23 protein-coding genes, 1 pseudogene and 1 riboswitch are annotated in these 26,434 nt (G+C 61.2%); of the genes and pseudogenes, 12 read left to right on the plus strand and 12 right to left on the minus strand.

What is annotated here, in order from left to right; genetic code table 11:
• Position 1: 1 nt before the first annotated feature.
• The 6 genes from HU719_RS20330 to HU719_RS20355 all read right to left on the minus strand — a co-directional run bounded on the left by HU719_RS20330 (position 2) and on the right by HU719_RS20355 (position 6,371).
• Complete coding sequence (locus HU719_RS20330) at positions 2-790, minus strand: ABC transporter ATP-binding protein (protein ID WP_186535972.1); 789 nt, start codon at positions 788-790, stop codon at positions 2-4.
• A complete protein-coding gene (locus HU719_RS20335; protein WP_186535971.1) occupies positions 787-1,803 on the minus strand; it encodes a FecCD family ABC transporter permease in 1,017 nt (338 codons plus the stop codon). Before HU719_RS20335 ends, HU719_RS20330 begins: the two co-directional genes overlap by 4 nt.
• The gene (locus HU719_RS20340) at positions 1,800-2,813 is read right to left on the minus strand and encodes an ABC transporter substrate-binding protein (protein WP_186535970.1); all 1,014 of its coding nucleotides are present in this window, start codon (positions 2,811-2,813) and stop codon (positions 1,800-1,802) included. The genes HU719_RS20335 and HU719_RS20340 overlap by 4 nt, the downstream gene beginning before the upstream one ends.
• 125 nt (positions 2,814-2,938) lie before the next feature.
• A riboswitch (cobalamin riboswitch) is annotated at positions 2,939-3,136 on the minus strand.
• Between the two features lie 73 nt (positions 3,137-3,209).
• Positions 3,210-4,376: an acetyltransferase domain-containing protein gene (locus tag HU719_RS20345; protein ID WP_186535968.1), complete on the minus strand. Its 1,167-nt coding sequence runs from the start codon at positions 4,374-4,376 to the stop codon at positions 3,210-3,212.
• A gap of 148 nt (positions 4,377-4,524) precedes the next feature.
• Positions 4,525-5,724 (minus strand): nicotinate phosphoribosyltransferase, encoded by a 1,200-nt coding sequence (pncB, locus tag HU719_RS20350; RefSeq protein WP_186519776.1) that lies wholly within the window; start codon positions 5,722-5,724, stop codon positions 4,525-4,527.
• Positions 5,721-6,371, minus strand: coding sequence for a nicotinamidase (locus HU719_RS20355; RefSeq protein ID WP_186535966.1), 651 nt, complete (start codon positions 6,369-6,371; stop codon positions 5,721-5,723). The genes pncB and HU719_RS20355 overlap by 4 nt, the downstream gene beginning before the upstream one ends.
• 143 nt (positions 6,372-6,514) lie before the next feature.
• Between HU719_RS20355 and HU719_RS20360 the strand changes: the two genes are divergently transcribed.
• The 4 genes from HU719_RS20360 (at position 6,515) to HU719_RS20375 (ending at position 10,618) form a co-directional block, all read left to right on the plus strand.
• On the plus strand, positions 6,515-7,216 hold the full coding sequence (locus HU719_RS20360) for an NUDIX hydrolase (protein WP_186535965.1): 702 nt from the start codon (positions 6,515-6,517) through the stop codon (positions 7,214-7,216).
• A gap of 239 nt (positions 7,217-7,455) precedes the next feature.
• A complete protein-coding gene (locus HU719_RS20365) occupies positions 7,456-8,316 on the plus strand; it encodes an RNA ligase family protein (RefSeq protein WP_186519770.1) in 861 nt (286 codons plus the stop codon).
• A gap of 14 nt (positions 8,317-8,330) precedes the next feature.
• On the plus strand, positions 8,331-9,476 hold the full coding sequence (locus tag HU719_RS20370; RefSeq protein WP_186519768.1) for an AAA family ATPase: 1,146 nt from the start codon (positions 8,331-8,333) through the stop codon (positions 9,474-9,476).
• 185 nt (positions 9,477-9,661) lie between these two features.
• Positions 9,662-10,618, plus strand: coding sequence for an AraC family transcriptional regulator (locus HU719_RS20375; protein ID WP_186519766.1), 957 nt, complete (start codon positions 9,662-9,664; stop codon positions 10,616-10,618).
• 54 nt (positions 10,619-10,672) lie between these two features.
• Here the strand turns inward: HU719_RS20375 and HU719_RS20380 are convergent, their stop codons facing one another.
• On the minus strand, positions 10,673-11,122 hold the full coding sequence (locus HU719_RS20380) for a GNAT family N-acetyltransferase (RefSeq protein WP_186519764.1): 450 nt from the start codon (positions 11,120-11,122) through the stop codon (positions 10,673-10,675).
• Positions 11,123-11,247: 125 nt separating this feature from the next.
• On the opposite strand from HU719_RS20380, the gene benA reads away from it, so the two are divergent.
• The 7 genes from benA (at position 11,248) to catA (ending at position 17,508) form a co-directional block, all read left to right on the plus strand.
• On the plus strand, positions 11,248-12,606 hold the full coding sequence (benA, locus tag HU719_RS20385; protein WP_186519762.1) for a benzoate 1,2-dioxygenase large subunit: 1,359 nt from the start codon (positions 11,248-11,250) through the stop codon (positions 12,604-12,606).
• Positions 12,603-13,088 carry a benzoate 1,2-dioxygenase small subunit gene (benB, locus tag HU719_RS20390; protein WP_186535963.1) on the plus strand — a complete coding sequence of 162 codons (486 nt, stop codon included), beginning with the start codon at positions 12,603-12,605 and terminating at the stop codon, positions 13,086-13,088. The genes benA and benB overlap by 4 nt, the downstream gene beginning before the upstream one ends.
• 70 nt (positions 13,089-13,158) lie before the next feature.
• Positions 13,159-14,169: a benzoate 1,2-dioxygenase electron transfer component BenC gene (gene benC / locus HU719_RS20395; protein WP_186519758.1), complete on the plus strand. Its 1,011-nt coding sequence runs from the start codon at positions 13,159-13,161 to the stop codon at positions 14,167-14,169.
• A gap of 116 nt (positions 14,170-14,285) precedes the next feature.
• Positions 14,286-15,044: a 1,6-dihydroxycyclohexa-2,4-diene-1-carboxylate dehydrogenase gene (locus HU719_RS20400; protein WP_186535961.1), complete on the plus strand. Its 759-nt coding sequence runs from the start codon at positions 14,286-14,288 to the stop codon at positions 15,042-15,044.
• A gap of 61 nt (positions 15,045-15,105) precedes the next feature.
• Positions 15,106-16,227 carry a muconate cycloisomerase family protein gene (locus HU719_RS20405; RefSeq protein ID WP_186536008.1) on the plus strand — a complete coding sequence of 374 codons (1,122 nt, stop codon included), beginning with the start codon at positions 15,106-15,108 and terminating at the stop codon, positions 16,225-16,227.
• A 26-nt stretch (positions 16,228-16,253) separates the two neighbouring features.
• A complete protein-coding gene (catC, locus tag HU719_RS20410) occupies positions 16,254-16,544 on the plus strand; it encodes a muconolactone Delta-isomerase (protein ID WP_186535960.1) in 291 nt (96 codons plus the stop codon).
• 37 nt (positions 16,545-16,581) lie between these two features.
• Positions 16,582-17,508, plus strand: coding sequence for a catechol 1,2-dioxygenase (gene catA / locus HU719_RS20415; RefSeq protein WP_186535958.1), 927 nt, complete (start codon positions 16,582-16,584; stop codon positions 17,506-17,508).
• A gap of 73 nt (positions 17,509-17,581) precedes the next feature.
• On the opposite strand, the gene HU719_RS20420 is transcribed toward catA, so the two are convergent.
• The 3 genes from HU719_RS20420 to HU719_RS20430 all read right to left on the minus strand — a co-directional run bounded on the left by HU719_RS20420 (position 17,582) and on the right by HU719_RS20430 (position 22,035).
• Complete coding sequence (locus tag HU719_RS20420) at positions 17,582-19,363, minus strand: thiamine pyrophosphate-requiring protein (RefSeq protein WP_186535956.1); 1,782 nt, start codon at positions 19,361-19,363, stop codon at positions 17,582-17,584.
• Between the two features lie 164 nt (positions 19,364-19,527).
• On the minus strand, positions 19,528-20,460 hold the full coding sequence (locus tag HU719_RS20425; protein WP_186535954.1) for an RHS repeat-associated core domain-containing protein: 933 nt from the start codon (positions 20,458-20,460) through the stop codon (positions 19,528-19,530).
• Positions 20,461-20,610: 150 nt separating this feature from the next.
• A complete protein-coding gene (locus HU719_RS20430) occupies positions 20,611-22,035 on the minus strand; it encodes an aminotransferase-like domain-containing protein (protein ID WP_186535952.1) in 1,425 nt (474 codons plus the stop codon).
• Between the two features lie 423 nt (positions 22,036-22,458).
• Here HU719_RS20430 and HU719_RS20435 point away from each other — a divergent pair, with 423 nt between their 5' ends.
• Positions 22,459-23,868 carry an amino acid permease gene (locus tag HU719_RS20435; RefSeq protein WP_186535950.1) on the plus strand — a complete coding sequence of 470 codons (1,410 nt, stop codon included), beginning with the start codon at positions 22,459-22,461 and terminating at the stop codon, positions 23,866-23,868.
• Between the two features lie 496 nt (positions 23,869-24,364).
• Here HU719_RS20435 and HU719_RS23985 read toward each other — a convergent pair whose 3' ends face one another.
• Together HU719_RS23985 and HU719_RS23990 are read right to left on the minus strand one after the other, a co-directional pair.
• A complete protein-coding gene (locus HU719_RS23985) occupies positions 24,365-25,144 on the minus strand; it encodes a methyl-accepting chemotaxis protein (RefSeq protein WP_422631672.1) in 780 nt (259 codons plus the stop codon).
• 123 nt (positions 25,145-25,267) lie between these two features.
• Positions 25,268-26,317 (minus strand): annotated as a pseudogene (locus tag HU719_RS23990) (cache domain-containing protein); the annotation flags it as partial.
• Positions 26,318-26,434: the final 117 nt, after the last annotated feature.

A 26,434-nucleotide genomic window follows, 5' to 3' on the forward strand; every position in this document is an offset into this window, starting at 1 on the left:
TTCAGGGGGCGCGAAAACGCAGGATGCGCGCGCCATCGAATGGGTCGGTCAGGTAGTGGGCCTGCACACCGAAAGTGCTCAGTAAACGCTCCGGGCTCAGTACCGCTTCTGGGGTGCCAAGCGCGACCAGGCGCCCTTTGTCGAGCACCGCCAGGCGGTCGCAGGTGAGCGCCTGATTGAGGTCGTGCAGCGCCACCAAGGTGGTCACCGGCAGCGCCTGAACTTGATGCAGAAGGCTCAGTTGGTGCTGAATATCGAGGTGGTTGGTCGGCTCGTCCAGCAGCAACAACTGCGGGCGTTGGGCCAGGGCCCGGGCGATGTGCACGCGCTGGCGCTCGCCACCGGACAGCTCGCGCCAGATGCGCGCGGCCAAGTGGCTGGCATCAGCGTCCGCCAGGGCTTGCTCGACAATGGCGCGGTCGGCCTTGCTGAACGGCGCCAGTGCCGACAGCCACGGTGTGCGGCCTAGCGCCACGGCGTCGTAGACACTGATGCTGTCCTGGGTGTCGGCCTGTTGCTCCACCAGTGCAAGCAACTGTGCGACGCGCCGGCGCGGTAGCTTGGCCAATGGCTCACCGAGCAGTTCCACGCTGCCGCTACTTGGCGTACGCAGCCCGGCGAGCAGCTTGAGCAAGGTCGATTTGCCCGAACCGTTGGGCCCTACGATGCCCAGGGTTTCGCCGGCTTTTACCGCAAGGTCGATGCCCTGCAAAACCTCGCGCCCACTCAGCCGCAAGCTCAAGCCCTGGCAGGCGAGCGGGGCGCTGACGATGGTATGCAGGAGGGTCATGGGCGGCCCCGGCGGCTGATCAGAATCAGTGCAAACACCGGTGCGCCGATCAGCGCAGTGACCACGCCCACCGGGATTACCTGCCCGCTGATCAGTGTGCGCGAAAGAATGTCAGCGACGATCAGAAACAGCGCTCCGCCGAGCGCACTGGCAGGCAGTAGGCGGCTATGCCCCGGGCCCAGCAGCAAGCGCAGGGCATGGGGGATAACCAGGCCGACAAAACCGATGGCGCCGACGATCGACACCATTACCGCCGTGACCAGCGCGGCACAACTGATCAGCAGCAGTTGCGTACGGCGCACCGGCACCCCGAGTGAGGCGGCGGAGTCGGCGCCAAAGGTGAAGGCATCCAGCGCGCGGCGGTGCCACAGGCACACCACCAGCCCCAGCAGGGCCACAGGTAGGGCGAGCCACACCGATGGCCAGCGCACACCGCTGAGGTTGCCCAGCAGCCAGAACATGATGCCGCGGGCCTGCTCGGCGGTAGCCGACTTGGTGATCAGAAACGCCGTAAGCGCGTTGAACAGCTGCGAGCCGGCAATGCCGGCAAGAATTACCTGGGCGTTGTTGTGGCTGCTGCCGCTGGCGCGCGCCAATAGTAAAACCAGCGCGAACGCCGCCAGGGCGCCGACGAAAGCACCACCAGACAATGACAGCAGCGTCCCACCCAAGCCCAGCAAACCAACTGCCACGGCGCCGGTCGATGCGCCGGCAGACAGGCCTAGCAAGTAGGGTTCGGCCAGCGGGTTGCGCAACAGCGCCTGCAGGATTACCCCGCAGGTGGCCAGGCCAGCGCCACAGGCGGCAGCCACCAGCGTGCGCGGCAGGCGGTAGTTCCAGATGATGCCGGCGTCTATCGGGTCGAGCACGTGGCCTGCCTGCCACAGGTGGTTGGCCAGCACCTGGGCGACCACCTCGAAGCTCAGGCGCGTTTCGCCGATTGCGATACCGGCCAGCAGCGCTGCCAGCAAGGCAAGCAGCGCGACGGCGCCAAGAGGAAGCAGGCGGTTCATGGTTGCGGCGCTTTACCGGTGGCGAAGGCCGTGGACAGGCGCTCCAGCCCAGGGAACAAGCGGATGCCGGCTTGCATGGCGTCAGCATCGAGCACTATTACGCGGCCGTTCCTGACCGCGTCCATGTTCTTTGCTACCGGGTCGGTATGCAGAAATTCAAGCTTCTTTTCGACGTCGTCGGCAGGGAAGCGGCGGCGGTCCATGCGCGCGATGATCAGCCAGGTTGGGTTGGCCTTGGCCAGCGTCTCCCAGCCCACGGTCGGCCACTCCTCGTTGGACTCGACCACGTTGCGCACGCCCAGGGTTTGCAGCATGAAATCGGCCACGCCCTGGCGGCCTGCTACATAAGGGTCCATCTCAAGGTCGGCGCTGGAGAACCAGAACAGCGCGCTGGTGGCGCTGAGGTCCTTGCCGGCAAGCTGCTGGCGAGCATGCTCAAGCTTGCCTTTGAGCTGGTCATTGAGGGCCACGCCCCGGGCCTGGACGTCAAAGATTGCTGCCAGCTCGCTGACGCTCTTGTAGATGCTGTCGATACGAAACGGCTGCAGACGGGTGCCGTCGGCGCCCACCAGATTGTCTTTGCCCTCGCAGTCCGATGGCAGCAAGTAGGTCGGGATTTCAAGCTCGGCGAACTGCTCGCGGGTGCCGACCACGCCCTGGGCGCCGACCATCCACTCGAACTGCACCGCCACCAACTGCGGGCGTTTGCCGACTACGGCCTCAAAGCTTGGATCGTTGTCCGCCAAACGCGGCACCTTGGCGTTCTGTTCGGCAAACTCGGGGAGTACATTGTTGAACCACAGCGAGGTGCCCGCAAGCTTCTCACCAAGGCCCAAGGCATAGAGCATTTCGGTGCCGGCCTGGCCGATGGTCACCGCACGCTCGGGGGCTTGGGCGAAGGTCTGCGGTACACCGCAGTTGTCGACGGTCAGCGGGTAGTGCGTGGCGCCAGCATGGGCTGCACATGCCAGCGACAGGCTGGCGAGCAGTGTGGCGAAACGGGGCAGCATGAGGGGCGATCTCCTATCGGGCTGTGTACGGCATGAACACACGGACAGGCATCGCAAGGCCCATTGCGGCCGGCAACGGACAGCACCCGCAAGGGGTGGAGATGGCCATCCCGGACACCCCGCCGGTTGGTGAATGTGCGCCGGCAGGTCTCCTGACTGGTGCGTCCTGGCCCTGCGCCAGCCTTCCCGGAGGTTCGCTCCAGTGGCATTGATGGCGCGGGCTCGGCACCTACAGTTGCGGGGGCAGTTCCCGTTGGCTTGCCACTGGCAAGCCGGGGATTCCCTGTTAGTTCCCTGGGGAAACCGGCGGACGGCATGGTAGACCATCAGCCGCCAGGGGGAAACGTTTTTGCTGCCCACATAAACCACAGCGCGGTGTAGGGGCAGATAGTGGCATTACAGATACTTGAGCCAGGCGATATCCCGCCGGCGAGCCTTCAACTGCGCGAACCAACGCACTGGCAGGTAAAGGGCAGCCGCCAGTACCACTGCCACCAGCCAAACCGCACTGATAGCCTCAAAACCGAAATACTCGCCACGGTTGAGCCCAAACAGCGCCACGCAGGCCAGGTACAACAGCTTCAGCACATACAGGTGCAGCAGGTAGAAGAACATGGGCGCCGCGCCAAACACTGTCAGCGCGTTGATCCAGCGGGTAGCCCCGGCTCGTTCGAAGCCGCGCAGCAACAACAGCCCACAGCCCAGCGTCAGGGTCAGAAACACCAGCGACGGCGGGTACTTGGTGATGTTGAAAAAGCTCATCACACTTTGCGTGACGTTCGCGTAGCTGCTCCATGGCGCTTCGCCGTAGCCATTGATCAGGCGCAGCAGCGCGAACCCAAGCAGTGCCGCGCTACCGGCCAGCAACAGGCGCTTTTGCCGGGCCCCTGTCTGGCTGGCACGGCCAAACCACGGCCCAAGGCCATAGCCTATGGCAATTACGCCAATCCACGGCAGCACTGGGTAGGAAGTGCGCAGGCGCAGGCTGTCGCAGGCTTGCAGCCAGCCACGGTCATGCAGGATGGCCCACGGCACGTGCAGTGCCGACTCAGGCCCAAAATGCAGGGCATCGAGCAGGTTATGCCCGGCAATGATCACTGTGCCCAGGGTGATGAGCGCAGCGCGCGGCAGCCACACCAGTACGGACAGGGCAATCATGCTGATGCCAATCGCCCAGATGACCTGCAGGTAGATCACCGTCGGCGGCAACTGGAAGGTCCAGGCGAAGTTGACCAGAGTGAATTCCAGCGCCACCAGAAACAGTCCGCGCTTGAACAGAAACGCCGAGACATCCCCACGGCCCTGGTACTTCTCGCCGTACAGCCAGGCTGACAGCCCTGTGAGCAGCACGAACACAGGTGCGCACAAGTGGGCGAGGGTGCGGCTGGCAAACAGACCGGGGTCGGTCAGTTCGACGTTCATCGGGTCGCTGACCTGATGGTGCATGAAGAACGTCTCACGCACGTGGTCGAGCAGCATGAAGAGAATCACCAGCCCGCGCAGGGCGTCAATGCTCTGCAGGCGCTGGGATAGCAGGGTAGGGGTGGCTGATGCGCTTGTCATGGAGGAGAGGTCACAGGCAGAAAGATCACGATAAGAAACGTTATCTTATAACCATGCACCTACCGATTCACAGCGTTTTTTGGACCTTCGAGCCCAAAGCTACAAGCTGCAAGAAAGCGCCAATCCGCTTTTGCTTGCAGCTTGCTCCTCACGCCACCTTGAACACATGCCGCAGATAGCTCACGAAATTCTCGTCCCGGCATTGGGTCTTGCCTGGGCTGTCGGAAATCTTGGCCACCGGGGCGCCGTTGCAGGCGGTCATCTTGATCACCATGTTCATCGGCGCCACACCCGGAATATCGCAGGTGAGGTTGGTGCCAATGCCGAAGCTCACGTGAATGCGGCCGCTCAGCGCCCGGTACAGCTCGAGCATCTTGGCGAAGTCCAGCCCGTCGGAGAAGATCAGCGTCTTGCTTTGCGGGTCGATGCCCAGGCGCTGGTAGTGGGCGATGGCTTTTTCGGCCCAGACCAGTGGGTCGCCGGAGTCGTGGCGCAGGCCGTCGAACAGCTTGGCAAAATACAGATCGAAGTCCTGCATGAACGCATCCATGCCGATGCAGTCGGTCAGGGCGATACCCAGCTGCCCGCGGTATTCGCGAACCCAGCATTCCAGCGCAGCAGCCTGGCTGTCGACCAGCCGCGGGCCGAGTTGCTGGTGCGCCATGAACCATTCATGGGCCATGGTGCCGATGGGTTTCAAGTCGTACTCGCGGGCCAGGTGTACGTTGCTGGTGCCGACGAAGCGCCCGGGGAAGTCCCGCTTGAGAATGTGCACCACCTCTTCCTGCACCCGGTACGAGAAGCGCCGCCGGGTGCCGAAGTCGGCCAGCTGCAAGCCGGCCAGTTCATCGGCACTGGCCTCGGCCTTGAGCCAATCAAGCTTCTGGTAGAGGCGTTCGCCGACCTGCTCGATGACCACATCGCGGTAACGGTAGCGGTTGCGCACCTCGCTGATGATCGCCAGCAACGGGATTTCGAACAGGATCACGTGCAGCCACGGCCCGCGCACGCGGATGGCCAGTTGCCCGGCATCGTCCAGGCCCACCTGCACGTAGCGCAGGTTGAAGCGGAACAGGCTGAGGAAGCGAATGAAGTCCGGCTTGATGAACGGGATCTTCTCAAGGTAGGCCAACTGGTCGAGGGTGACCGACAGCTCGCTCAACTGCTCGACCTGGTAGCGGATCTCGGCCAGGTACGGCGCCAGGTCTTCGTTGTTGCGGCAGCGGAATTCCCATTCCACTTCGGCGTTGGGGTAATTGTGCAGCACCGCCTGCATCATGGTGATCTTGTAGAAGTCGGTGTCCAGCAGGTTCTGAACGATCCGTGGGCCGAATACGCTGTCGGTCATGGGCGGGGCTCCTTGAGGGCGGTGAGTTGGGTGTCGAGCGCTTGTTCGTCGGCGCACAGGTAGATACCGGCGGCTTGCATCTCGCTGCATGCGGCGTTGGCGCCATCGGCACTCAGGGCGCGGCAGGCCGGCAGGTACAGCAGCACTTCGAAGCCCGCCCGGCGCAGTTGCAGGGCAGTGGTGCGCACGCAATAGTCCAGGGCCAGGCCGCCGACGATGATCGCCTGCACCTGCTGCACCTTGAGGTATTCGATGGCGCCGGTGGAGCGGCGTTCGGCCAGGTCGTGGTAGCAGGCGCCGTAGGGGTGCAGGTCTGGCTCCACGCCTTTCCAGACGAAGTAGTCGTAGTCGATGGGGGCGGGCAGGCCGGGCAGCAGCTCGAAGCCTGCGGTGCCGGGGACGCAGTGGCTGACCCAGGTCAGGTCGGCATTGGCCAGCGTCAGCGGTTGCAGCATTTGCCCGTGTTCGGCGACAGTCCAGGCCGCATTGGCTGGGTGGGCGTCCTTGCTGCCCAGGCGCAGGTCGGCGCGGCGGGCCATGGCGTTGAGCGCGGGGACGATCAGCTCGCCGCCAGGCACCGGCAGTTCCTGCGGGGCGTTGCTGGTAAAGCCGTTTTGGGCGTCAACATCGAAGCTTGCGATTTTCATCTGAGGGTCTCCCCGGCTGGAATGGGCACATAATCCATCTGGTGCACTAAGTGTGTCAAGGCCGTCCACCCAAATAATTTGTTGCTTGCCCTACTTAATTGCTCTGGTGGAATATAGGCAGGTTTTCAGAGTGGAGGCATCAAGTGAGCACAGCAGAAGTCCTGGCCAGCGTCGATATCGTTGCCCTGCGCCTGTCACCGCATAATCTGCGCCTTCAGGTGCTGCTGCATCAGCGCGAGCGTGAGCCGCATGCCGGGCAGTGGGCGTTGCCCGGTGTCATCGTCAATGGCCGCAGCGCCGATAGCAGCCTCGATGCCGCTGCTGCCCGCGCGTTGAGCGAAAAAGCCCTGGTGCAACCACGGCATCTGGAGCAAGTGGGGACCGAGGGCAATGCCGTGCGCGATCCGCGCGGCTGGTCATTGAGCACCTATTACCTGGCGCTGCTTGATCCGGACACGGCCCTGCAAAGCGAGCATCTAGCCTTTCACGACCTTGACAGCCTGTTGACCGGCAAGCAGGCGCTGCCGTTCGATCACCGGCTGTTGGTTGAGCGCGCTGCCGAGCGCCTGGCTGCCAAAAGCCTGTACACCAACTTGCCGCTGTACCTGGTGCCGGAGTGCTTCACGGTGCTCGATGCCCTGGCCGCGATGCAGGCGTGCCTGGGCCAGCCAGTTAATGGCACTTCGGTGCGCAAGCGCCTGGAGCGCATGAAAGGCGAGGGCTGGGTGGTCGATACCGGTGACAAGAACCAGCCGCGCCTGGGCCGCCCGCAGCAGTTGTACCGGCACACTCCGCGTGAGCCCCGTGGGTTCGTGTTTGACCGCAGCCTGCTCGCCGGCGGTTGAAACAGTCGATGCACATTTGCCCTTGACCTGGCCCTGCCAGTTGCTGTTGAATGCGCGCCTTCAAACCCCTGCAACCTTTTTCCAAGTGGTGAAGCCAGTGCCCTGCCTCAGCCAACACGCCTGATACCGACGACGGTCCATCTTGCCTGATGGCTGCCTGCGCCTGTGCGCGGCGGCGCTTCATCGCCATGCCTGCCTGATCCTGTCGTCGGTTTTTCCCAATTTCTGTGGAGAAACCCATGAACATGGATTTTCGTGCCGATGCGCACACCCTTGATCTGCTCAAATACCCCCGCACGCCGCACTTGCAAGGCTCACGCCTGCAGGATGGCGACACTGACGACGGCCAGGTCCGCTACAGCGCTCTGGCCGGTGCCTGGCTTGTGGTGGAAGAAAAACTCGACGGCGCTAACGCTGGCATCAGCTTTACCCAAGGTGGCGAGCTGCGTTTGCAATCGCGTGGCCATTACCTCACCGGAGGCGGGCGCGAGCGCCAGTTCAACCTGTTCAAGCAGTGGGCGGTAGCCCATGAACACTGGTTGCTCGAACGCCTGGAAGACCGCTTCGTGCTCTACGGCGAGTGGCTGCACAAGAAGCATTCGGTGTTCTACGACCGTCTGCCGCATTACTTCTGCGAGTTCGATGTCTGGGACCGGGCCAGGGGCCTGTTCCTGTCCACTGAAGCGCGCCGGCGCCTGCTCGATGGTGGGCCGGTGCTGTCGGTGCCGGTGCTGTATGAGGGGCCGGCCCCGGCGCGTTATGCCGATTTGATGGCACTGGTGGGCGACTCATTGGCCAAGAGCGCGCAGTGGCGCGAGGTATTCGCCCAGGTGGTGCAGCGCGAGGGCCTGGACCTGGCCCGCGCCTGGCGCCAATGCGATCACTCCAGCCGCATGGAGGGCCTGTACCTGAAGCTTGAAGACCACCAGCAGACCCTGGGGCGGCTCAAATGGGTACGGCAGGATTTTGTGCAGGCAATCCTTGATGCCGACCAGCACCATGCCAGCCAACCGTTCATCCCGAATCAACTGGCCGACGGCGTCGACCTTTACGCACCGAGCCTGTCCATGGACTGGCACGGCCCGCGCCGTGGCTACTGAAGGAGCATCCGGAAATGGATATTCGACACTTGCAACAACTGGTGCCCGCACCCGGGCACGACATGGACGCATCGGCGTGCCTTGCGGTTATCCCTGCGCTGGCTCGCCTGGCGGACACCCCGCAAGACCCGACCTACCACGCCGAGGGCGACGTCTGGATTCATACGCGCATGGTGGTGCAGGCATTGCTGGCGCAGCGCGCCTACCAGCAGGCCACGGCGGACCAGCGTTTTGTGTTGTTTTTTGCAGCCTTGCTGCACGACATCGCCAAACCCGATACCACCGTCATCGACCCCGAAACCGGGCGTATCGGCCAGCCCGGCCACTCCCGGCGTGGGGCGGTGGATGCGCGCTTGCTGCTGTGGCGGGCGGGCGTACCGTTCGCGTTGCGCGAGCAGATCTGCAGGATCATCGCGGTGCATCAGTTGCCGTTCTTCGCCCTGCAAGGCGACCGCAGCGGGCGCAGCGCGGAGTTCCTGCTGCACAAGCTGTCCTGGGAGCTGCCGGTCTGGATGCTGTGTGCCATTGCCGAGGCTGACATGGAGGGGCGGCACTTCAGTGGCAAAGCCGATGTGCTGACGGCCATCGAGGTGTGGCGCGAGCTGGCCGCAGAAGAAGGCTGCCTGCACGGGCCCCGTGCATTTGCCGATGACTACACGCGCATCCAGTACCTGCGCGGTGCGCGGGTGCATCCGGACTACTCGTTGCACCAACCCCAGGGCTCGCAGGTGCTGATGTTGTCGGGCCTGCCGGCCAGTGGCAAGGACACCTGGGCCGCCGAGCATCACCCGCAACTGCCGGTCGTGTCGTTTGACGACGCGCGGCAGGCGTTGGGCTTGCGCCATGGGCAGAACGAAGGGGCGGCGGCGCACTACGCCATTGACCGCGCCAAGGCCCTGTTGCGCGAGCACCGGCCGTTTGTGTGGAACTCGACGCACCTGTCGGCGCAGATGCGCAGCCGCACACTGGATTTGCTGTACGGTTATGGCGCGCAGGTGCAGATGGTGTACCTGGAGCGCCCGGAGGGCGAAATCATGCGGCGCAACCAGCGGCGCGACACCTCGCTGCGTAACGATGACATCCGCCGGATGCTGTTCAAGTGGGAGGTGCCGTTGCCCACTGAGGCGCACCAAGTGACTTACCAGGTGGTGACCGGGTGAGGGTAGCTGTTCGTTAATCGAACAGGCTTTTCGTCGGGTTCATTGCCTGAAGCTTCGCAAACTTCATACGATGCTGGTTATGTGCCCGCGGCCTCGGCCGCGGCGCAACGAATCTGACCGTGACCACAGGCCACAAGCCTAGTAGGAAACGGCACACAATAACGACGTCACCGAGTGCCTGCCTAATGGAAAGCCGTCTGCTAAGCGAAAGTAGTAGCGTGTTCCAGCACGCTGACCCCTATGCCGTGTCGGACTACGTTAACCGGCATGTAGGGAAGCACTGCATCGGCTTGTCTCATACCACTCATCCCCAGGCCAGTCTCAGCCATCGCAAACTTGCTGAGCTCGACCTCTGCCGGATCAGCTACGGGGGGAGCGTTCGCGTGACCTCCCCAGCCCTGGAAAACGTATACCACCTCCAAGTGCTGCTAAGCGGCAACTGCCTGTGGCGAAGCAGGGAGAAAGCGCATCACCTGGTACCTGGGGAATTGCTGCTCATCAACCCGGATGAGCAGGTCGACCTGACCTATTCCGCTGACTGCGAGAAGTTCATCCTTAAGGTGCCCATGCAGCTGGTTGACTCCATTTGCGACGAGCAGCGATGGGCGCGACCGGCTCAAGGGGTGAGGTTTACCAGGAATCAGTATCGGCTGGATGAGCTGGCGGGTTTTGTCCCGTTGCTGTCGATGATTTGCCATGAAGCGGAGGTTGTAGACTCTCTGCCTCGCGTTCAGTCCCACTACAGCCAAATCGTCGCCAGCAAGCTTTTGACGCTGCTCAGCACCAACATTCGGTACGAATGCCTCGGGAGTCCGAACAGGGGCCTGGCGCCGATTCTGGATTACATCCAGCGTAACCTGAAGCTCGAACTATCGCCGGATACCCTCGCTGCGCAGGCCTGCATGAGTGTGCGGTCGCTTTACGTGCTGTTTGAGCGGCATCTAGGGGTCACGCCTAAGCGCTATGTTCGCCAGCGCAAGCTTGAGCGGGTGCACGCCTGCCTGAGCGACAGAAGCTGCGCGGTTCGCAGTGTGACCGAGATCGCGGTTGAGTACGGGTTCACTCATCTTGGGCGTTTCGCCGAAACCTATCGCCAGCAGTTTGGCGAGTTGCCGTCGGAAACCGTCAGGAACAGCCGCTAGCCCATTAACAGACAAGCCCGTGTCGCATAAGTGGGTAAATAGTCTGGGCTAATCCTACAGCCGCTTCTCCATGACGATGGTGCGCTCCGCCCCATGAAACTCGTCGCGGATTTTTTGATAACCCAACGCGGTATAAAACCGTTCAGCTGTAATTGACGATGGCACACGTACAGCGCCAACTCCTGCGTGTGCAGCAGTTGTATGAATGACATCCATCAAATGCCGCCCGATACCGCCTTTCTGGTGAGCCGGGTCAACGAAAACACTTCTGACCACATCACCGTCGAGACCGGCAGTGCCAATAATGTTTTCGCCCAACAAGGCTACGAAGACCTTACGCTTCGTAAGCTGTGTGGTGATGGCGTCAGGAGAAAAGCTTTGCTCAACCTGAGCGATCACACCAGGCGGATAGTCCTGTGAATTTGATTCACGCAGGGCGGCAATGACTACGCGGCTTATCGCTACTGCATCTCTGCTCGTGGCGGGACGAATGTGACATTCCATGCTGAGCCCTCAATCCTACCGAATTAATGCAAGGAGTGGATATCACTGTGCAGCGAGTGGATATCTGAACGCAGATGCTCGCCCTAAGCTGGCCTGGCCTGACAATAACAATGGAGGCCCTGGCCATGTTCCTGGGATTCGACTACCTCAATGCCTTGCTCGAGGACGATCGCGAGAAGGGTGTCTACCGCTGCAAGCGGGAGATGTTCACTGACCCACGCCTGTTCGACCTTGAGATGAAGCACATCTTCGAGGGCAACTGGATCTATCTGGCGCATGAAAGCCAGATCCCGGAGAAAAATGACTTTATCACCCTGAACATGGGGCGCCAGCCGATCTTCATCGCGCGCAACAAGGACGGGGAGCTGAATGCGTTTCTCAATGCCTGTAGCCACCGCGGCGCCATGCTGTGCCGGCACAAGCGTGGCAACCGCTCCAGCTACACCTGCCCGTTCCACGGCTGGACATTCAACAACAGCGGCAAGCTGCTCAAAGTCAAAGACCCCAGCAGCGCGGGCTACCCTGCCAGTTTCAACTGCGAGGGGTCGCATGATTTAACCAAAGTCGCCCGCTTCGAATCCTACCGCGGCTTCCTCTTCGGTAGCCTCAACGCAGACGTCAAACCCTTGGTCGAGCATCTGGGCGAATCTGCCAAGATTATCGACATGATCGTCGACCAGTCCCCTGAGGGGCTGGAAGTACTGCGCGGCGCCAGCTCGTATGTTTATGAAGGCAACTGGAAACTGACCGCCGAGAACGGCGCTGATGGGTACCACGTAAGCTCCGTACACTGGAACTACGCCGCCACTCAGAATCAGCGCAAGCAGCGCGAAGCGGGCGATGAAATCAAGACCATGAGTGCAGGCGCCTGGGCCAAGCAAGGGGGCGGCTTCTACTCCTTCGACCACGGCCACCTGCTGCTCTGGACCCGCTGGGCCAACCCCGAGGACCGCCCGGCGTTCGAGCGTCGTGAGCAACTGGCACAGGACCATGGGCAGGCACGCGCGGACTGGATGATCCAGAACTCGCGCAACCTGTGTCTGTACCCGAACGTCTACCTGATGGACCAGTTCAGTTCCCAGATTCGTGTGGCGCGACCGATTTCCGTCAACAAGACCGAGATCACCATCTACTGCATCGCCCCGAAAGGCGAGAGCGCCGATGCTCGGGCAAAACGGATTCGCCAATACGAGGACTTTTTCAACGTCAGTGGCATGGCCACCCCGGATGACCTTGAAGAGTTCCGCTCTTGCCAGACCGGCTATGGTGGCGGGGCAGGCTGGAACGATATGTCCCGCGGGGCTGAACACTGGGTTGAAGGTGCAGACCAGGCGGCGCAGGAAATCGAACTCAAGCCTCTGATGTCTGGGGTGCGTACGGAAGACGAAGGCTTGTTCGTTCTGCAGCACAAGTATTGGCAGGACATGATGATCAAGGCGCTTGAGCACGAGCAGAAACTCATCCCTGTGGAGGCTGTGCAATGAGGCTTCATGAAACGGTCCGCGACTTCCTGTACCGCGAAGCACGCTTGCTGGATGACGCTCGGTGGGATGAGTGGTTGGAGCTGTATGCAGTCGATGCAAGCTTCTGGATGCCGTCCTGGGACGATGACGACACGCTGACCGAAGACCCGCAGAGTGAAATATCGCTGATCTGGTACGGCAACCGTGGCGGGCTTGAGGACCGTGTATTCCGTATCAAGACCGAGCGCTCGAGCGCAACCGTCCCGGATACACGCACCTCTCACAACATCAGCAACATCGAAGTTGTCGAGCACAGCAATGACGTGTGCAACGTTCGTTTCAACTGGCACACGCTGAGCTTTCGCTACAAGACCACTGACAGCTACTTCGGTACCAGCTTCTACACCTTGGATCTGCGCGGCGAACAGCCACTGATCAAGGCGAAAAAAGTGGTACTGAAAAATGACTATGTCCGTCAGGTCATCGACATCTACCACATCTGATACGAAGCAAGGCGAGTGTCCGCCCGCGTGCCTCGGCGCGCGGTGCTGGAACTCGCCCGCGAGGTGCAACATGAGTTTCCAGATCGCACTCAATTTCGAAGATGGCGTGACACGCTTCATCGAAGCCGGTGGCCACGAAACCGTAGCCGATGCCGCTTACCGCCAGGGGGTCAACATTCCGCTGGACTGCCGTGACGGGGCATGCGGTACCTGCAAGTGCAAAGCCGAATCCGGGCGCTATGACCTGGGTGACAATTTCATTGAAGACGCACTGAGCGAGCAAGAAATCGCCGAAGGCCTGGTGCTGACTTGCCAGATGCGCGCCGAAAGCGATTGCGTCATCAGCATTCCTGCGTCCTCACAGGTGTGCAAGCTGGAGCAAGCCCGTTACCAGGCAGTCATCAGCAGCGTCGAGCAGTTGTCAGAGAGCACCCTTGCGCTCTCTATCAAGGGCGACGCCTTGGCGCGGCTGGCATTCCTTGCGGGGCAATACGCCAACCTTCAGGTGCCAGGCACCGAACACTCGCGTGCTTACTCGTTCAGCACCTTGCAGAAGGATGGCCAGGTTAGCTTTCTGGTCCGCAACGTGCCGGGCGGCTTGATGAGTACGTTCTTGACCCGCGAAGCCAAGGTAGGCGACAGCCTGAGCCTGGTCGGCCCACTGGGTAGCTTCTACCTGCGCCCCATCCAGAGGCCACTGTTGCTGCTGGCGGGGGGGACTGGGCTTGCCCCGTTCACCGCCATGCTGGAGCGGATCGCCGAGCAGGGCAGTGATTTTCCGGTGCACCTGATCTATGGCGTGACCAACGATTTCGACCTCGTCGAGATCGAGCGTCTGGACCGGTTTACAGCCTGCATTGCGAATTTCACCTACGGCGCTTGTGTGGCGAACCCTGAAAGCCAGCACCCACTGAAAGGCTACGTGACCCAGCACATCGCACCGGCCCACCTGAATGAGGGTGACGTTGACGTTTACCTGTGCGGCCCGCCTGCCATGGTGGAGGCAGTCCACCGTTATATGGCTGAGCAAGGCCTTACCCCGGCCAATTTCTACTACGAGAAATTCGCAGCCGCATCCTGACCTTTGGGGGCTGTCATCGCGCGGGTGAAGGCAGCCCTCTTTTTTATTCGACGCTGTCATGGCGTCCTGGCGCGTGCTTCCTGGCGGTCATGCAGGAGGCGGCGAGGGAGAAGTGTATGAACCGATTTCAAGGCAAAGTCGCCTTGGTGACAGGCGCTGCCCAGGGAATAGGGCTGGCCGTTGCTCGGCAGCTCAAGGCTGAAGGGGCATTGCTCGTCGCAGTGGATCGCTCGGATCTTGTTCATGAACTGGCCGGCCCTGGTGTGCTCGCCCTGACGGCCAACCTGGAAGAGCATGAAGCGTGCAGTCGGGTAATGGCTGCGGCGGTAGAAGCATTCGGAAAACTGGATGTGCTTGTAAACAATGTTGGCGGCACGATTTGGGCCAAACCGTTCGAGCACTACGAGAAAGATCAGATCGAGGCGGAGGTACGTCGCTCGCTGTTCCCGACTTTATGGTGTTGCCATGCCGCTCTGCCTTACATGCTTGAACAGGGCTGCGGCGCGATCGTCAATGTCTCCTCCATCGCCACGCGAGGCGTCAACCGCGTGCCGTACGGCGCCGCCAAGGGCGGTGTCAACGCACTGACTTCGTGCCTTGCATTCGAGACAGCGGAGCGTGGGGTGCGGGTGAACGCAACGGCGCCAGGCGGTACTGAAGCACCACCGCGGCGCATACCGCGAAACAGCGAGCAGCAGAGCCAGGACGAGAAGGGTTGGTACCAGCAAATTGTCGACCAGACCCTCAGCAGTAGCCTGATGAAGCGCTATGGCAGCATCGATGAGCAGGTGGGCGCGATTCTGTTCCTGGCGTCGGACGATGCCTCTTACATCACCGGCGTCACGCTTCCAGTGGGGGGAGGGGATTTGGGGTAGCGGCGAAGCGCAAGCGCCGGGCACATCAAACCATCATCTCTCTGACCAAACGGACTTCACCATGACCTACCCAACAATCGACAGGCTCGATGCCATCATTGTCGACCTTCCGACCATTCGCCCGCACAAGCTCGCCATGCATACGATGCAGAAGCAAACCTTGGTGGTGCTGCGCCTGCGCTGCAGTGACGGTGTAGAAGGCATCGGCGAGGCAACCACCATTGGTGGGCTTGCCTATGGGTACGAGAGCCCGGAAGGCATCAAAGCCAACATCGATGCGTACCTTGCTCCGGCGTTGCTTGGCCTGCCTGCTGGCAACATCAACGCTGCGATGCAGAAACTGGACAAACTGGCCAAGGGCAACACCTTTGCCAAGTCAGGTATCGAGACTGCACTGCTCGACGCGCAAGGCAAGCGTCTTGGGCTGGCAGTCAGCGAGCTGCTCGGCGGCCGTGTGCGCGATAGCCTGGAAGTTGCGTGGACCTTGGCCAGCGGCGATACGGCCCGCGATATCGCGGAAGCGGAACATATGCTTGAAATTCGCCGTCACCGCGTTTTCAAGCTCAAGATTGGCGCGAACCCGCTCGAACAAGATCTCAAACACGTCATTTCAATCAAACGCGCGCTGGGCGAGCGCGCCAGCGTGCGGGTCGATGTCAACCAGTACTGGGACGAGTCACAAGCCTTCCGGGCTTGCCGGCTGCTCGCTGACAACGGCATCGACCTTATCGAACAGCCCATTTCACGCATCAACCGTAGTGGCCAGATCCGGCTCAACCAAAGCAGCCCAGCGCCCATCATGGCCGATGAATCCATCGAGAGTGTTGAAGATGCCTTCAGCCTGGCAGCCGACGGTGCGGCCAGCATCTTTGCACTGAAGATCGCCAAAAATGGCGGGCCTCGCGCAGTACTGCGCACTGCGCAGATCGCACAGGCCGCCGGCATTGCTCTGTATGGCGGCACGATGCTCGAGGGCTCGATCGGCACCCTGGCCTCTGCCCATGCCTTTCTGACGCTGCGCCAGTTGACCTGGGGGACCGAGCTTTTCGGGCCACTGCTGCTGACGGAAGAAATCGTCAACGAGCCTCCTGTTTACCGGGACTTCGAGCTGCATGTCCCTCGGACACCGGGGCTTGGCCTGAGCCTGAATGAAGAACGCCTGGCGCGTTTCTGCCGGCATTGATGCTGATCTGCAAGGAGAAAGAACAGATGCTTTTCCACGTAAAGATGACCGTGAAGCTCCCCGGCGACTTGGACCCGGCACAGGCCGCCAAGCTCAAGGCCGACGAGAAAGACCTGGCGCAACGCCTGCAGAGAGACGGCACCTGGCGACACCTGTGGCGTATTGCGGGGCAGTACGCCAATTACAGCGTCTTCGATGTGCCGAGCGTTGAAGCGCTGCACGACACCCTCATGCAACTGCCGCTGTTCCCTTACATGGACATCCAGGTCGAAGGCCTTTGCCGCCACCCATCGTCCATCCACAGCGATGACCGCTGAGCTGCGATCCAACCAGAACAAGACGAGGCACCCGATCATGACCGTGAAAATTTCGCAATCTGCCGAGACCCAAAAGTTCTTCGACGAGGTAAGCGGGTTTGGCAACACCGACGGAAACGCCCGCATCAAGACCATCATCCACCGCGTTCTGCAGGGCACCGCGCGGTTGATCGAAGAGCTCGAGGTCACCGAGGATGAATTCTGGCATGCCGTCGATTACTTGAACCGCCTGGGCGGCAAGGGCGAGGCGGGCTTGTTGGTAGCAGGCCTGGGGCTCGAGCACTTCCTTGATTTGCTCCAGGACGCCAAGGATGCCGAGGTTGGCCTTACGGGCGGCACCCCACGTACGATTGAGGGCCCTCTGTACGTAGCAGGTGCTCCGCTCGCCGAAGGGCAAGCGCGGATGGATGATGGCAGTGAAGACGGCAGCGCAACCGTGATGTTCCTTGAAGGGCAGGTGCTCGACCCGCAGGGCAAGCCCCTGGCCGGAGCCACTGTCGACCTTTGGCATGCCAACACCCGTGGCACGTACTCGTTCTTCGACAAGAGCCAGTCGGACTACAACCTGCGTCGGCGTATCGTCACTGACGCGCAAGGCCGCTATCGCGCGCGTTCGATCGTGCCTTCTGGCTACGGTTGCGACCCGCAAGGCCCTACTCAGGAATGCCTGGATCTGCTGGGCCGTCATGGCCAGCGGCCGGCGCATGTGCACTTCTTCATTTCTGCGCCGGGCTACCGCCACCTGACCACTCAAATCAACCTTTCGGGTGACAAGTACCTGTGGGACGACTTCGCCTATGCGACGCGAGAAGGGCTGGTGGGGGAAATCGTGTTCCGCGAAGACGGCGCTCGCGGCGTGCCTGGCCGCTACGCTGAACTGACGTTTGATTTCCAGTTGCAAAATGCCGCTGACAGCGGTGCTGAACAGCGCAACGCTCGGCCACGTGCGCTTCAAGAGGCATAAGCCCAGCGCTCCCCCCTCTTGCATGCCTTGTTTCACGCTGCTTGCAAGAGGGGGAAGGGTTCCGATGGCACGGTCAGCCCGGCAACACCGATTTGAGCACCTGCTTGGCGGTTTGCACGATTACCCCAGCTTGGTCCGGGTCACCCTTGAGCAGGGTGCCGGCGAACTTCTTCGCCTGCTCAAGCTTGATGTGCGGCGGTAAAGGCGGCACGTTGGGGTCTGTCTTGAACTCGATCAATACCGGGCGATCTGCCGCCAGCGCTCGCTCCCAGGCGGGGCCCACGTCCTCTTCGCGGTCGACGAAAATACCTTCCAGGCCAATGGATATTGCAAACAGGTGATACGGCACGTCAGGGATTGACTGCGACGCCTCGAACTTCGGGTCGCCTTCCATCACCCGCTGCTCCCACGTCACCTGATTGAGGTCCTCGTTGTTGAATACCGCGCAGATCCACCGTGGATTTTCCCACTGCTGCCAGTATTTGGCCACTGTGATCAGCTCGGCCAGGTTGTTCATCTGCATGGCGCCGTCGCCCACCAATGCCACCACCGGGCGCTGGGGGTGGGCGAACTTGGCGGCGATGGCGTAGGGCACCGCCGCACCCATGCATGCCAGGCCGCCCGACAGCGAGCATTGCATGCCCTCGCGGATTTGCAGGTCGCGGGCGAACCAGTTGGCGCAGGAGCCCGAGTCACTGGTAATGATGGCGTGGTCTGGCAGGCGTGGCGACAGCTCGTGTACCACACGTTGCGGGTTGATCGGCTCGGCCTTGGCCAGAGCGCGCTTGTGCACGGTTTTGTCCCAGCGCGCGCGCCAGCCTTCTACCTTGCGCCGCCAGCGCCGGTCGTCCTTGTGTTCGAGCAGCGGCAGCAGCGCTTGCAGGGTTTCGCCGGCGTCGCCGGTGAGGTTGACCTCCATCGGGTAGCGCAGGCTGAGCATGTCTGGCTGCAGGTCTATCTGTACGCCGCGCGCCTGGCCCTCCTTGGGCAGAAACTCCGAATAGGGGAAACCCGAGCCGATCATCAGCAAGGTGTCGCACTCGTTCATCAACTGGTAACTGGGTTCGGTGCCGAGCAGGCCAATTGCGCCGGTGACCCACGGCAGGTCATCCGGCAACACAGCCTTGCCCAGCAGCGCCTTGGCCACACCGGCGCCCAGTTTTTCTGCGACAGCCCGAACCTGTTCACTGGCTTGCAACGCACCTGCCCCCACCAGAATTGCCACCTTGCGCCCGGTATTGAGCACATCGGCTGCGCGTTGCAGATCCGCCTCGAAAGGCACCACGTGCGGCTTGCTGTAGCCGACGCCGGAGTGCACAGTGCCATGGGCCCTCGCCGGTTCGCTGTAAGGCAGGTCTTGCAGGTCGTTGGGCAGAATCACTGCCGTCACGCGGCGTTCGCCGACGGCGGTGCGCACTGCGCGGTCCAGCAGGTGACGCACCTGCGAAGGGGTGGACGCTTGTTGTACGAACGCACCCGCTACGTCCTTGAACATCGACACCAGGTCGAGTTCCTGCTGGTAATGGCCACCAAGCGCTGCCCGCGCCTGCTGGCCGACGATGGCCAATACCGGTTGGTGGTCCATGCGCGCATCGTAAAGGCCGGTGAGCAGGTGCGACGCGCCAGGGCCAGAGGTGGCGATACACACGCCTAGCTCGCCGGTGAATTTGGCGTGGGCGCTGGCCATGAACGCAGCCATCTCTTCGTGGCGGGCCTGGATGAACTGGATCTTTCCGTTGGCGCGGCTCAGCGCGCCGAACACGCCGTTGATGCCGTCGCCTGGGTAGCCAAATATGCGCCGCACGCCCCACTCGTACAAACGTTCCACCAGAAAGTCGCCTACCGTACCCGTCATCACCTGCTCCCAGTCATTGATCGATAGGGGTCTGGACTGGGCGGGGTTGGCGAAAGTTTCACTGGGTTGGCTGGGCTAGGTGATTCTGCTGCTTACCGCATGACGCCAGCAGATCGAGTGCTTGCGTTGCAAGGTCCTGCCCTTGGTCTGATACACCAACGCATTTATTGATTAGGGGCATCGTTTTTTCTAATGCCGTCCGCGCGTTGGGATGGGTAAAAGGTTTTCGGTTTGTATGAAAATGTCGAATAACCAGGATCTCCAGGGTTGCTCGGATTTTCTGTAAAGATCCGATGCTCAATTCGGGTTAGCCCGGCAGGCAGAGAGGGACCCGGGGTCTCCGTGAGGAAGGCGCGTACGTTACCTTCATACCCTTCCACCGGAATTGAAAGGAGGTCAGAGACCGCTTGCGCGTATGAGATCTTGCCATTATCGACTTGCGCTGTTTTACAGCTACAAAGCGACAGATGGGTATAGTTATGTGGATTTACCCCGGAGTCTTTCAATCGTGTTATTAGCTGCTGCGGCGTTAGCGGGGTGTCGTCGATATAAACGTAGTTACCGTCCCCGTGAGCGTCTAGGATCAACTGTTTCATCCCGCTGCTGTCTCGTTTGCGAAAAATCATCGCATCTGGCGCGATTCTCTGGCCGAGGCCTTCGTAAAGCAATGTCTTCACATGGCCGGAATTATCCTGGTAATTGATGGGGTCATTGCCCACAAAATTATAAGCGTTGAGACCGCCAGCTTTGAATGGGGAAAGATTGTCAGCGCTGAGGAATCTCATTAATGTAGGACTATAAGCCCGATATCCGTTTCCTAACAGATAACAACCTGATGTAGCGTCATATTTGGTACCGTTGAAACCGGTCAAATCAACGGCGCAGGCTGAGCTGAAGCCATACGGAGTATAGCTGGTAAGTTGCGTCATCGTTGGGCTTAGCCGAAGCGTGATGGAGTGATGTGGGTCGGTGCCCGCCAGCAAGGTTGAAGCGTTCTCCATGATCGCCAGGGTTCGGTGCGAAACCCGGAAACACGTAAAATGGCTGTCACTATCGAGAAGGGTAAAGATTGTCCCAGCCGAATAGAAGTAACGCATGGCCCTGCCTCAGGTTTTAAGTGCGCGACTGATGATATCTAAGTTTAGAAACGCTATCGGCATGTGCAACTATCACATTTGATAGTTGCAGGAATCCATTACTGTCGATGGGCAGAGTCGAGCACTACGGTAACACCAGTGCTGACATCATCAGAGCCCCCCGCGCTTCACATGCTTGACCAGCACTTTTTCCAACAGCTCCCACATGGCAGGGTCGGTGCTGAACGCCACGTTGAAGCGCATCCACCCGGTCGCTTTGGCATCGACCATGAACAACTGGCCGGGGCCGAGCATGATGCCTTTCTCCAAGGCGTCGTCCAGCAGCGCAGCGCTGTCTGGGATGGCTGGGTGGCGGGTCCAGACGTACATGCCTTCGTCGGACTCGGTGAACAGCTCGAAACCGAGCCGGTGCAAGTGGCGTCCCACCTCCTGGTGCGCCTCCGCCAGGCGTTGGCGCAGGCGCTTGAGGTGCTTGCGCCAGCGCCCGTCGATGATCGCGGCATAGACCACGCGCTCCATCACCTGGGAGGTGGTCAAGCCTGAACGCATTTTCAGGTGCACCAGTTGCTGGGTCAGTTCAGGGTTGGCCAGCAGGTAGCCGACCCGCACGTTGGGCGAGATGCTTTTCGAATAGCTGCCCACGTACACCACCTGCTGCAGGTGGTCGAGGCTGGCAAGGCATGGCAGCGGGTCTGCGATCATGTCGGCGTAGAGGTTGTTCTCCACCAGACGGAAACCATGCTGGCTGGCCAGTTGCAGCAGCCGATGCAACTGCGCCAGCGGGGTGCGCGAGCAGGTCGGGCTGTGCAGGTGCGGCTGGGTAAAGAACGCGGTAGGGCGGTGGTGGGCGAGCAGGCGTTCGAGGTGGTCCAGGTCGTAGCCGGCCGGGGTACGCGGCACGCCAACCAGGGTTGCGCCCTGGGTGCGCAGGATGCTCATCAGGTTGGGGTAGCCGGGGTCGTCCACCAGCACCACGTCACCTGGGCGAACCAGGGTTCGCACCGCCAGGTCCAAGGCCTGGCTGGCGCCGTGGGTGAGCATTAATTGCGCCGGGTTGGCGACGATCGACAGGTCCTGTTGCAGGTTCTGCGCAGTCAGTGCGCGCAGCTCTGCCAGGCCCATGGGGTCGCCATAGCCCGACAGCTCCAGCGGGCTGCCGGCGACTTGGCGCAGGCCGCGGCGCAGGCCTTCCTCGTACATCCATTCATTGGGCAACCAGCCGCAGCCGGGCTTGAACGGCAGTTGGCGGATCTCGAAGATCTGTTGCAGATACCACTCGGAGTTGAATGTCGGGCGCGAGGTGTCGGTGTCGACGTTCTGGCTTTCTATCAGTTCGTTGGCAGCACGATTGACGAAGAAGCCTGCATTGCCCTTGCTCACCAGCAAGCCCTGGGCGACCAGGCGGTCGTACGCCTCCACCACGGTGAAGGTGCTTACCGAGTAGGTGGCGGCGAATGCGCGGATCGACGGCACCTTCGCGCCAGGTTTGAGGGTCTGGTTGTCGATCAGTTGGCGCAACCCGTCAATGATCTGGTTGACCAGCGGGGTAGGGGATTCAGGGTGTAGCTGGAACATTCGGGTGCCTTCGGGGTGCGTAACGCCAAGCGCCTGCGGGGGTGTATTGCATTGGCAGCCTGTACAGTGCAGTGCGGATTTCATGCCACTGTGCATGGCTCTCTGCGTCAGACATTTTTACATTACGTGTCAGATATCTCCAACACAGCGCGTACCAGCGTCATGAATAATCATAAAATCGCCGCTTCACCGTCGAGGTTCGCCTCGAAACTTCTTTCTGCCGGTCGGCCTTCATTGGCCTGGCCCCAGCATGGTTCTGCACGTTCAGAGGGCGACTTCTGACCGCGTGAGCAGGCCGCCATGGATGGCCTGCGTGTGCTGCGCACACCTCCCTGCCCGCATTTGCACTGTACAGGTGAGACCGATAGCCATCGGGGTTTCACAGTTTTCCTTGGATAAAAAGAAGCACGGGGTACATAACTGATGGACGCAACATCCACATCCACCACCGCGAAAGGCGAGCACGAGAGCAAACTCAGTGCCTCGCTCAAATCGCGCCACCTGACGATGATGTCGATCGCCGGTGTTATCGGCGGCGCACTGTTCGTCGGCTCCGGCAGCGTCATCCACAGCGCAGGCCCAGCAGCCGTGCTGGCTTACCTCGCTGGCGGCATCCTGGTGGTGCTGATCATGCGCATGCTGGGCGAGATGGCGACCTCTTCGCCGGACACCGGTTCGTTCTCCACCTACGCTGACCGCGCCATTGGCCGCTGGGCCGGTTTCACCATCGGCTGGTTGTACTGGTGGTACTGGGTGATCCTGATGGCCTGGGAAGCCTACGTGGCGGGCAAGATCCTGCACGGCTTCTTCCCCGACGTCAGCGTCAACGTGTTCGTGCTGGCCACGACGCTGCTGCTGATCACTGTCAACTTCTTCAACGTCAAGCACTACGGCGAGTTCGAGTTCTGGTTCGCCTTGATCAAAGTGGTGGCGATTGTCTGCTTCCTGGTGGTGTGCACCGCTGCAGTGATGAACGTCTGGCAGTTCGGCGAGGTGCGCGGCATCACGCACTTGACGGCTGAAGGCTTCATGCCCAACGGCATCTCCACGGTAATCGGTGCGTTGCTTGGGGTGATGTTCGCCTTCCTGGGGGCTGAAATCGTCACCATCGCGGCGTCCGAAGCCAAGGACCCGGCTGCACAGATCGTCAAGGCTACCAACTCGGTAGTGTGGCGCGTGTGCCTGTTCTACGTGGGTTCGATCTTCCTGATCGTCTGCCTGGTGCCTTGGAACGACCCGCACCTGGGCGTCTCGGGCTATGGCGCCTACCGTCGGACGCTGGAGCTGCTGGGTGTGCCGTATGCCGAGCTGCTGATGAACTTCGTGGTACTGACCTCGGTGAGCAGTTGCTTGATCTCCGGGCACTACACCGCTTCGCGCATGCTGTTCTCGCTGTCCCAGCGTGGCGATGCGCCATCGTTGTTCAAGATCACCCGTGCAGGCACCGGGGTGCCGGTTTACGCGATTCTGGGTTCTTGTGCGGTCGCTGTGGTGTGTGCGCTGATCAACTTCAGCGAGACACTGCGCCCTAAAGACGTGCTCGATACGCTGATGAACACCACGGGCATGATTGCGCTGCTGGTGTACTTGGTGATCGCCTGCTCGCAACTGCGCATGCGCCGCAAGCTGATTGCAGAAGGCAAGCAGGTGCAGCTGAAGATGTGGCTGTTCCCCTGGCTGACCTACCTGGTAATCGCGTTTATCGTCGCTGCCCTGGTGACCATGGCGTTTATGCCTGACTACCAGATTCTGGTGATCTCGACTGGCATTGCTGCGTGTGTGGTGGTGGCGATGGGTGTGGTGCACCAGATCCGTAGCGCCAAGCGTCTTTAAGCGTTAGCGTGACCTAAAGCGGTCGGGCCCTTGGCGGGGCCCGGCCGTTTTTGCGTTCAAGGTTGGATGTCTATCACATCCAGCACCGTGGGCTTGCGGTTCGGGCAACTCGACTCGGCCTGCCGGCCCCATCGCAGGCTGTCGCCAGCTCCCACACGGACCGCGCAAAGTCGCGACATTGCGGGCTTGCCCAGATGACTGTGGGAGATTCTATGGTTTTGTACAAGCCTGTTCCCGCCAGACATATTTCCTCTGGTGGCGAGCGGGCTTGCCCCGCGTTGGGCTGCGTAGCAGCCCCTTGGGTTTTCAGGGCTGCTGCGCAGCCCAACGCGGGACAAGCCCGCTCGCCACAACGCTCTATCATTTCCCACAGGATTGGCTCCAACCAGCAATATTGCGGTTGAACATGGCCTCTGTGGGAGCTGGCGGCAGCCTGCGATGAGGCCACCACAAGCTTGCACAAAACCACAGAATCTCCCACAGCATTGTCACAGGCTTATGATTTGAAGCGCCCGACCAGCCCGTTCAGCTCATCCGACAGCTGTGCCAGGCGCCCGGAGTCGGACTGCGCCGAGCTGGCAAGGCCTTCAACCAGGCGCGCTTCGTCGTAGATCTGCTGGATGTGGCGGTTGATCTCTTCAGCCACGCTGTGCTGCTCCTCGGCGGCGGCAGAAATCTGCAGGTTCTGGTCGCGAATCTCGTTCACCGACAGCTGAATGCCTTCGAAGCTGTCGCGCGCGCTTTCGATGGACGAGACGCTGGCGCGTGACAGGTCCAGGCAGCTGTCCATCTTTTGTGAAACCTCCTGGGTTTTGCTACCCAGGGTGTTGAGCAATTGGTCGATCTCGCCGGTGGAGTCGGAGGTGCGCTTGGCCAGCGCGCGGACTTCGTCTGCCACTACCGCAAACCCGCGGCCCTGGTCGCCTGCGCGAGCGGCTTCAATGGCGGCGTTGAGCGCCAGCAGGTTGGTCTGCTCGGCGATGGCGCGGATGGTGCCCAGAATCTGGTTGATGCTGCGGCTGCCTTCTTCCAGCTCGACCATGGCCTGGGAGGATTCGCTCAGGCGCAGGCCGAGGCGGTTGACGTTGTCGGTGGTGGCGACGATCTGCTGCTTGCCTTCGGCCACACGGCGGTGGCCATTTTCAGCGGCATCGGCGGCGCTGCTGCAAGAGCGCGCGACTTCGTTGGCAGTGGCGACCATCTCGTTGAAGGCCGTGGACACAAGCTCCACCGCCTCGCGTTGACGGCCGGCTGCTTCGTTCATGTCGCCGGCCATGGCGCTGTTGGCCTGCGAGGCTTCGTGCAGGTTGGTGGAGGCCGCACCAATACGCTGGATCAACTGGCGGATGGCGGCGAGGAACTTGTTGAACCAGCCGGCAAGCTCGGCGGTTTCATCACGGCCTTGCACCTGCAGGTCGCGGCGCAGGTCGCCTTCGCCTTCGGCGATCGATTGCAGGCCGACACTGACCTGGTTGATCGGCTTGACGATAACCCGCGAGAACGCGGCAGCCAGCAGGGCGAAGACCAACGCCAGCACAATCACGATCAGGACGATGGTGTAGGTCATGCTGGTGGCGGCAGCCATCACTTCGTTGTATTCGATCAGCCCGACAAAACGCCAGCCCAGGCCCGGCGAGGTCCACACGTTGGCCATGTAGCGGACGCCGTCGATCTCGACGTCGGTCGAGCCCTGGGTGGTGGCGGCCAGTTGCGCGTAGGGTGCGCCGAGGTCCTTGAGCTGCTTGAAGCTGTGCCCGGCGTCGCGCGGGTCGACCAGTACGGTGCCGTCTTCGATCAGCATTACATAGCCGCTTTCGCCCAGCTTGATGCTCTTGATCAGTTCGGTGAGGTTTTTCAGCGAGACGCTGACCACGAACACGCCGCGTGGCTTGCCGGCCGGGTCCAGCAGTGCGCGGGCGGTGCCCACCAGCGCTACGTCGTCTTTGTCGTAGTAGTACGCAGCGGTGCGCACGGTCTTGTCCGGGGTGGCCATGGCTGCCTTGTACCAAGGGCGGGCGCGCGGGTCGTATTTGGCCAACTGCGGGTCATCGGGCCATTTGGCGTAGGTGCCGTCTTCCAGGCCGATGGAAAGAATGGCCGCAGCGGGGTGGGTGGTGCCGTAGCGGGCAAAGGCGTCGATGACCTGTTGCGCGGCTGCTGGCATCGGCAGTTTGGCTGCGTCTGGGCCGGTGTAGTCTTTAAGTGTACTGACCGAATTGTATACAGGATCCTTGGCCATTTGATCGACGTTTTGCAGCGTGCCGTCGAAGAACTGCCGCATGTTGCCGTCGATCTGGCGGATTTCACGGGTACTGCCATCGACGAACTGGTCGACCGCGTCGCTGCGGATACTCACTACCGAAATACCGCCAACCAATGCGACCGGGATAAACGCCACGAGCACGAAGGCCAGCACTAATTTATTTTTTATTTTCATTGCGACACCCATCCGTGAAAGTGAAGGAACGCATGGCCGTTTCGGTGGAGGGGTGGCCACTTGCTATGCCTACTGTTTCGGCGGGTTGAATATAAACCTTTAGGAGAAAATTCGTGTACAGGAATTAAC

The sequence above is a fragment of the Pseudomonas farsensis genome (assembly GCF_014268805.2).
GTDB classification, from domain to species: Bacteria; Pseudomonadota; Gammaproteobacteria; order Pseudomonadales; family Pseudomonadaceae; genus Aquipseudomonas; species Aquipseudomonas farsensis.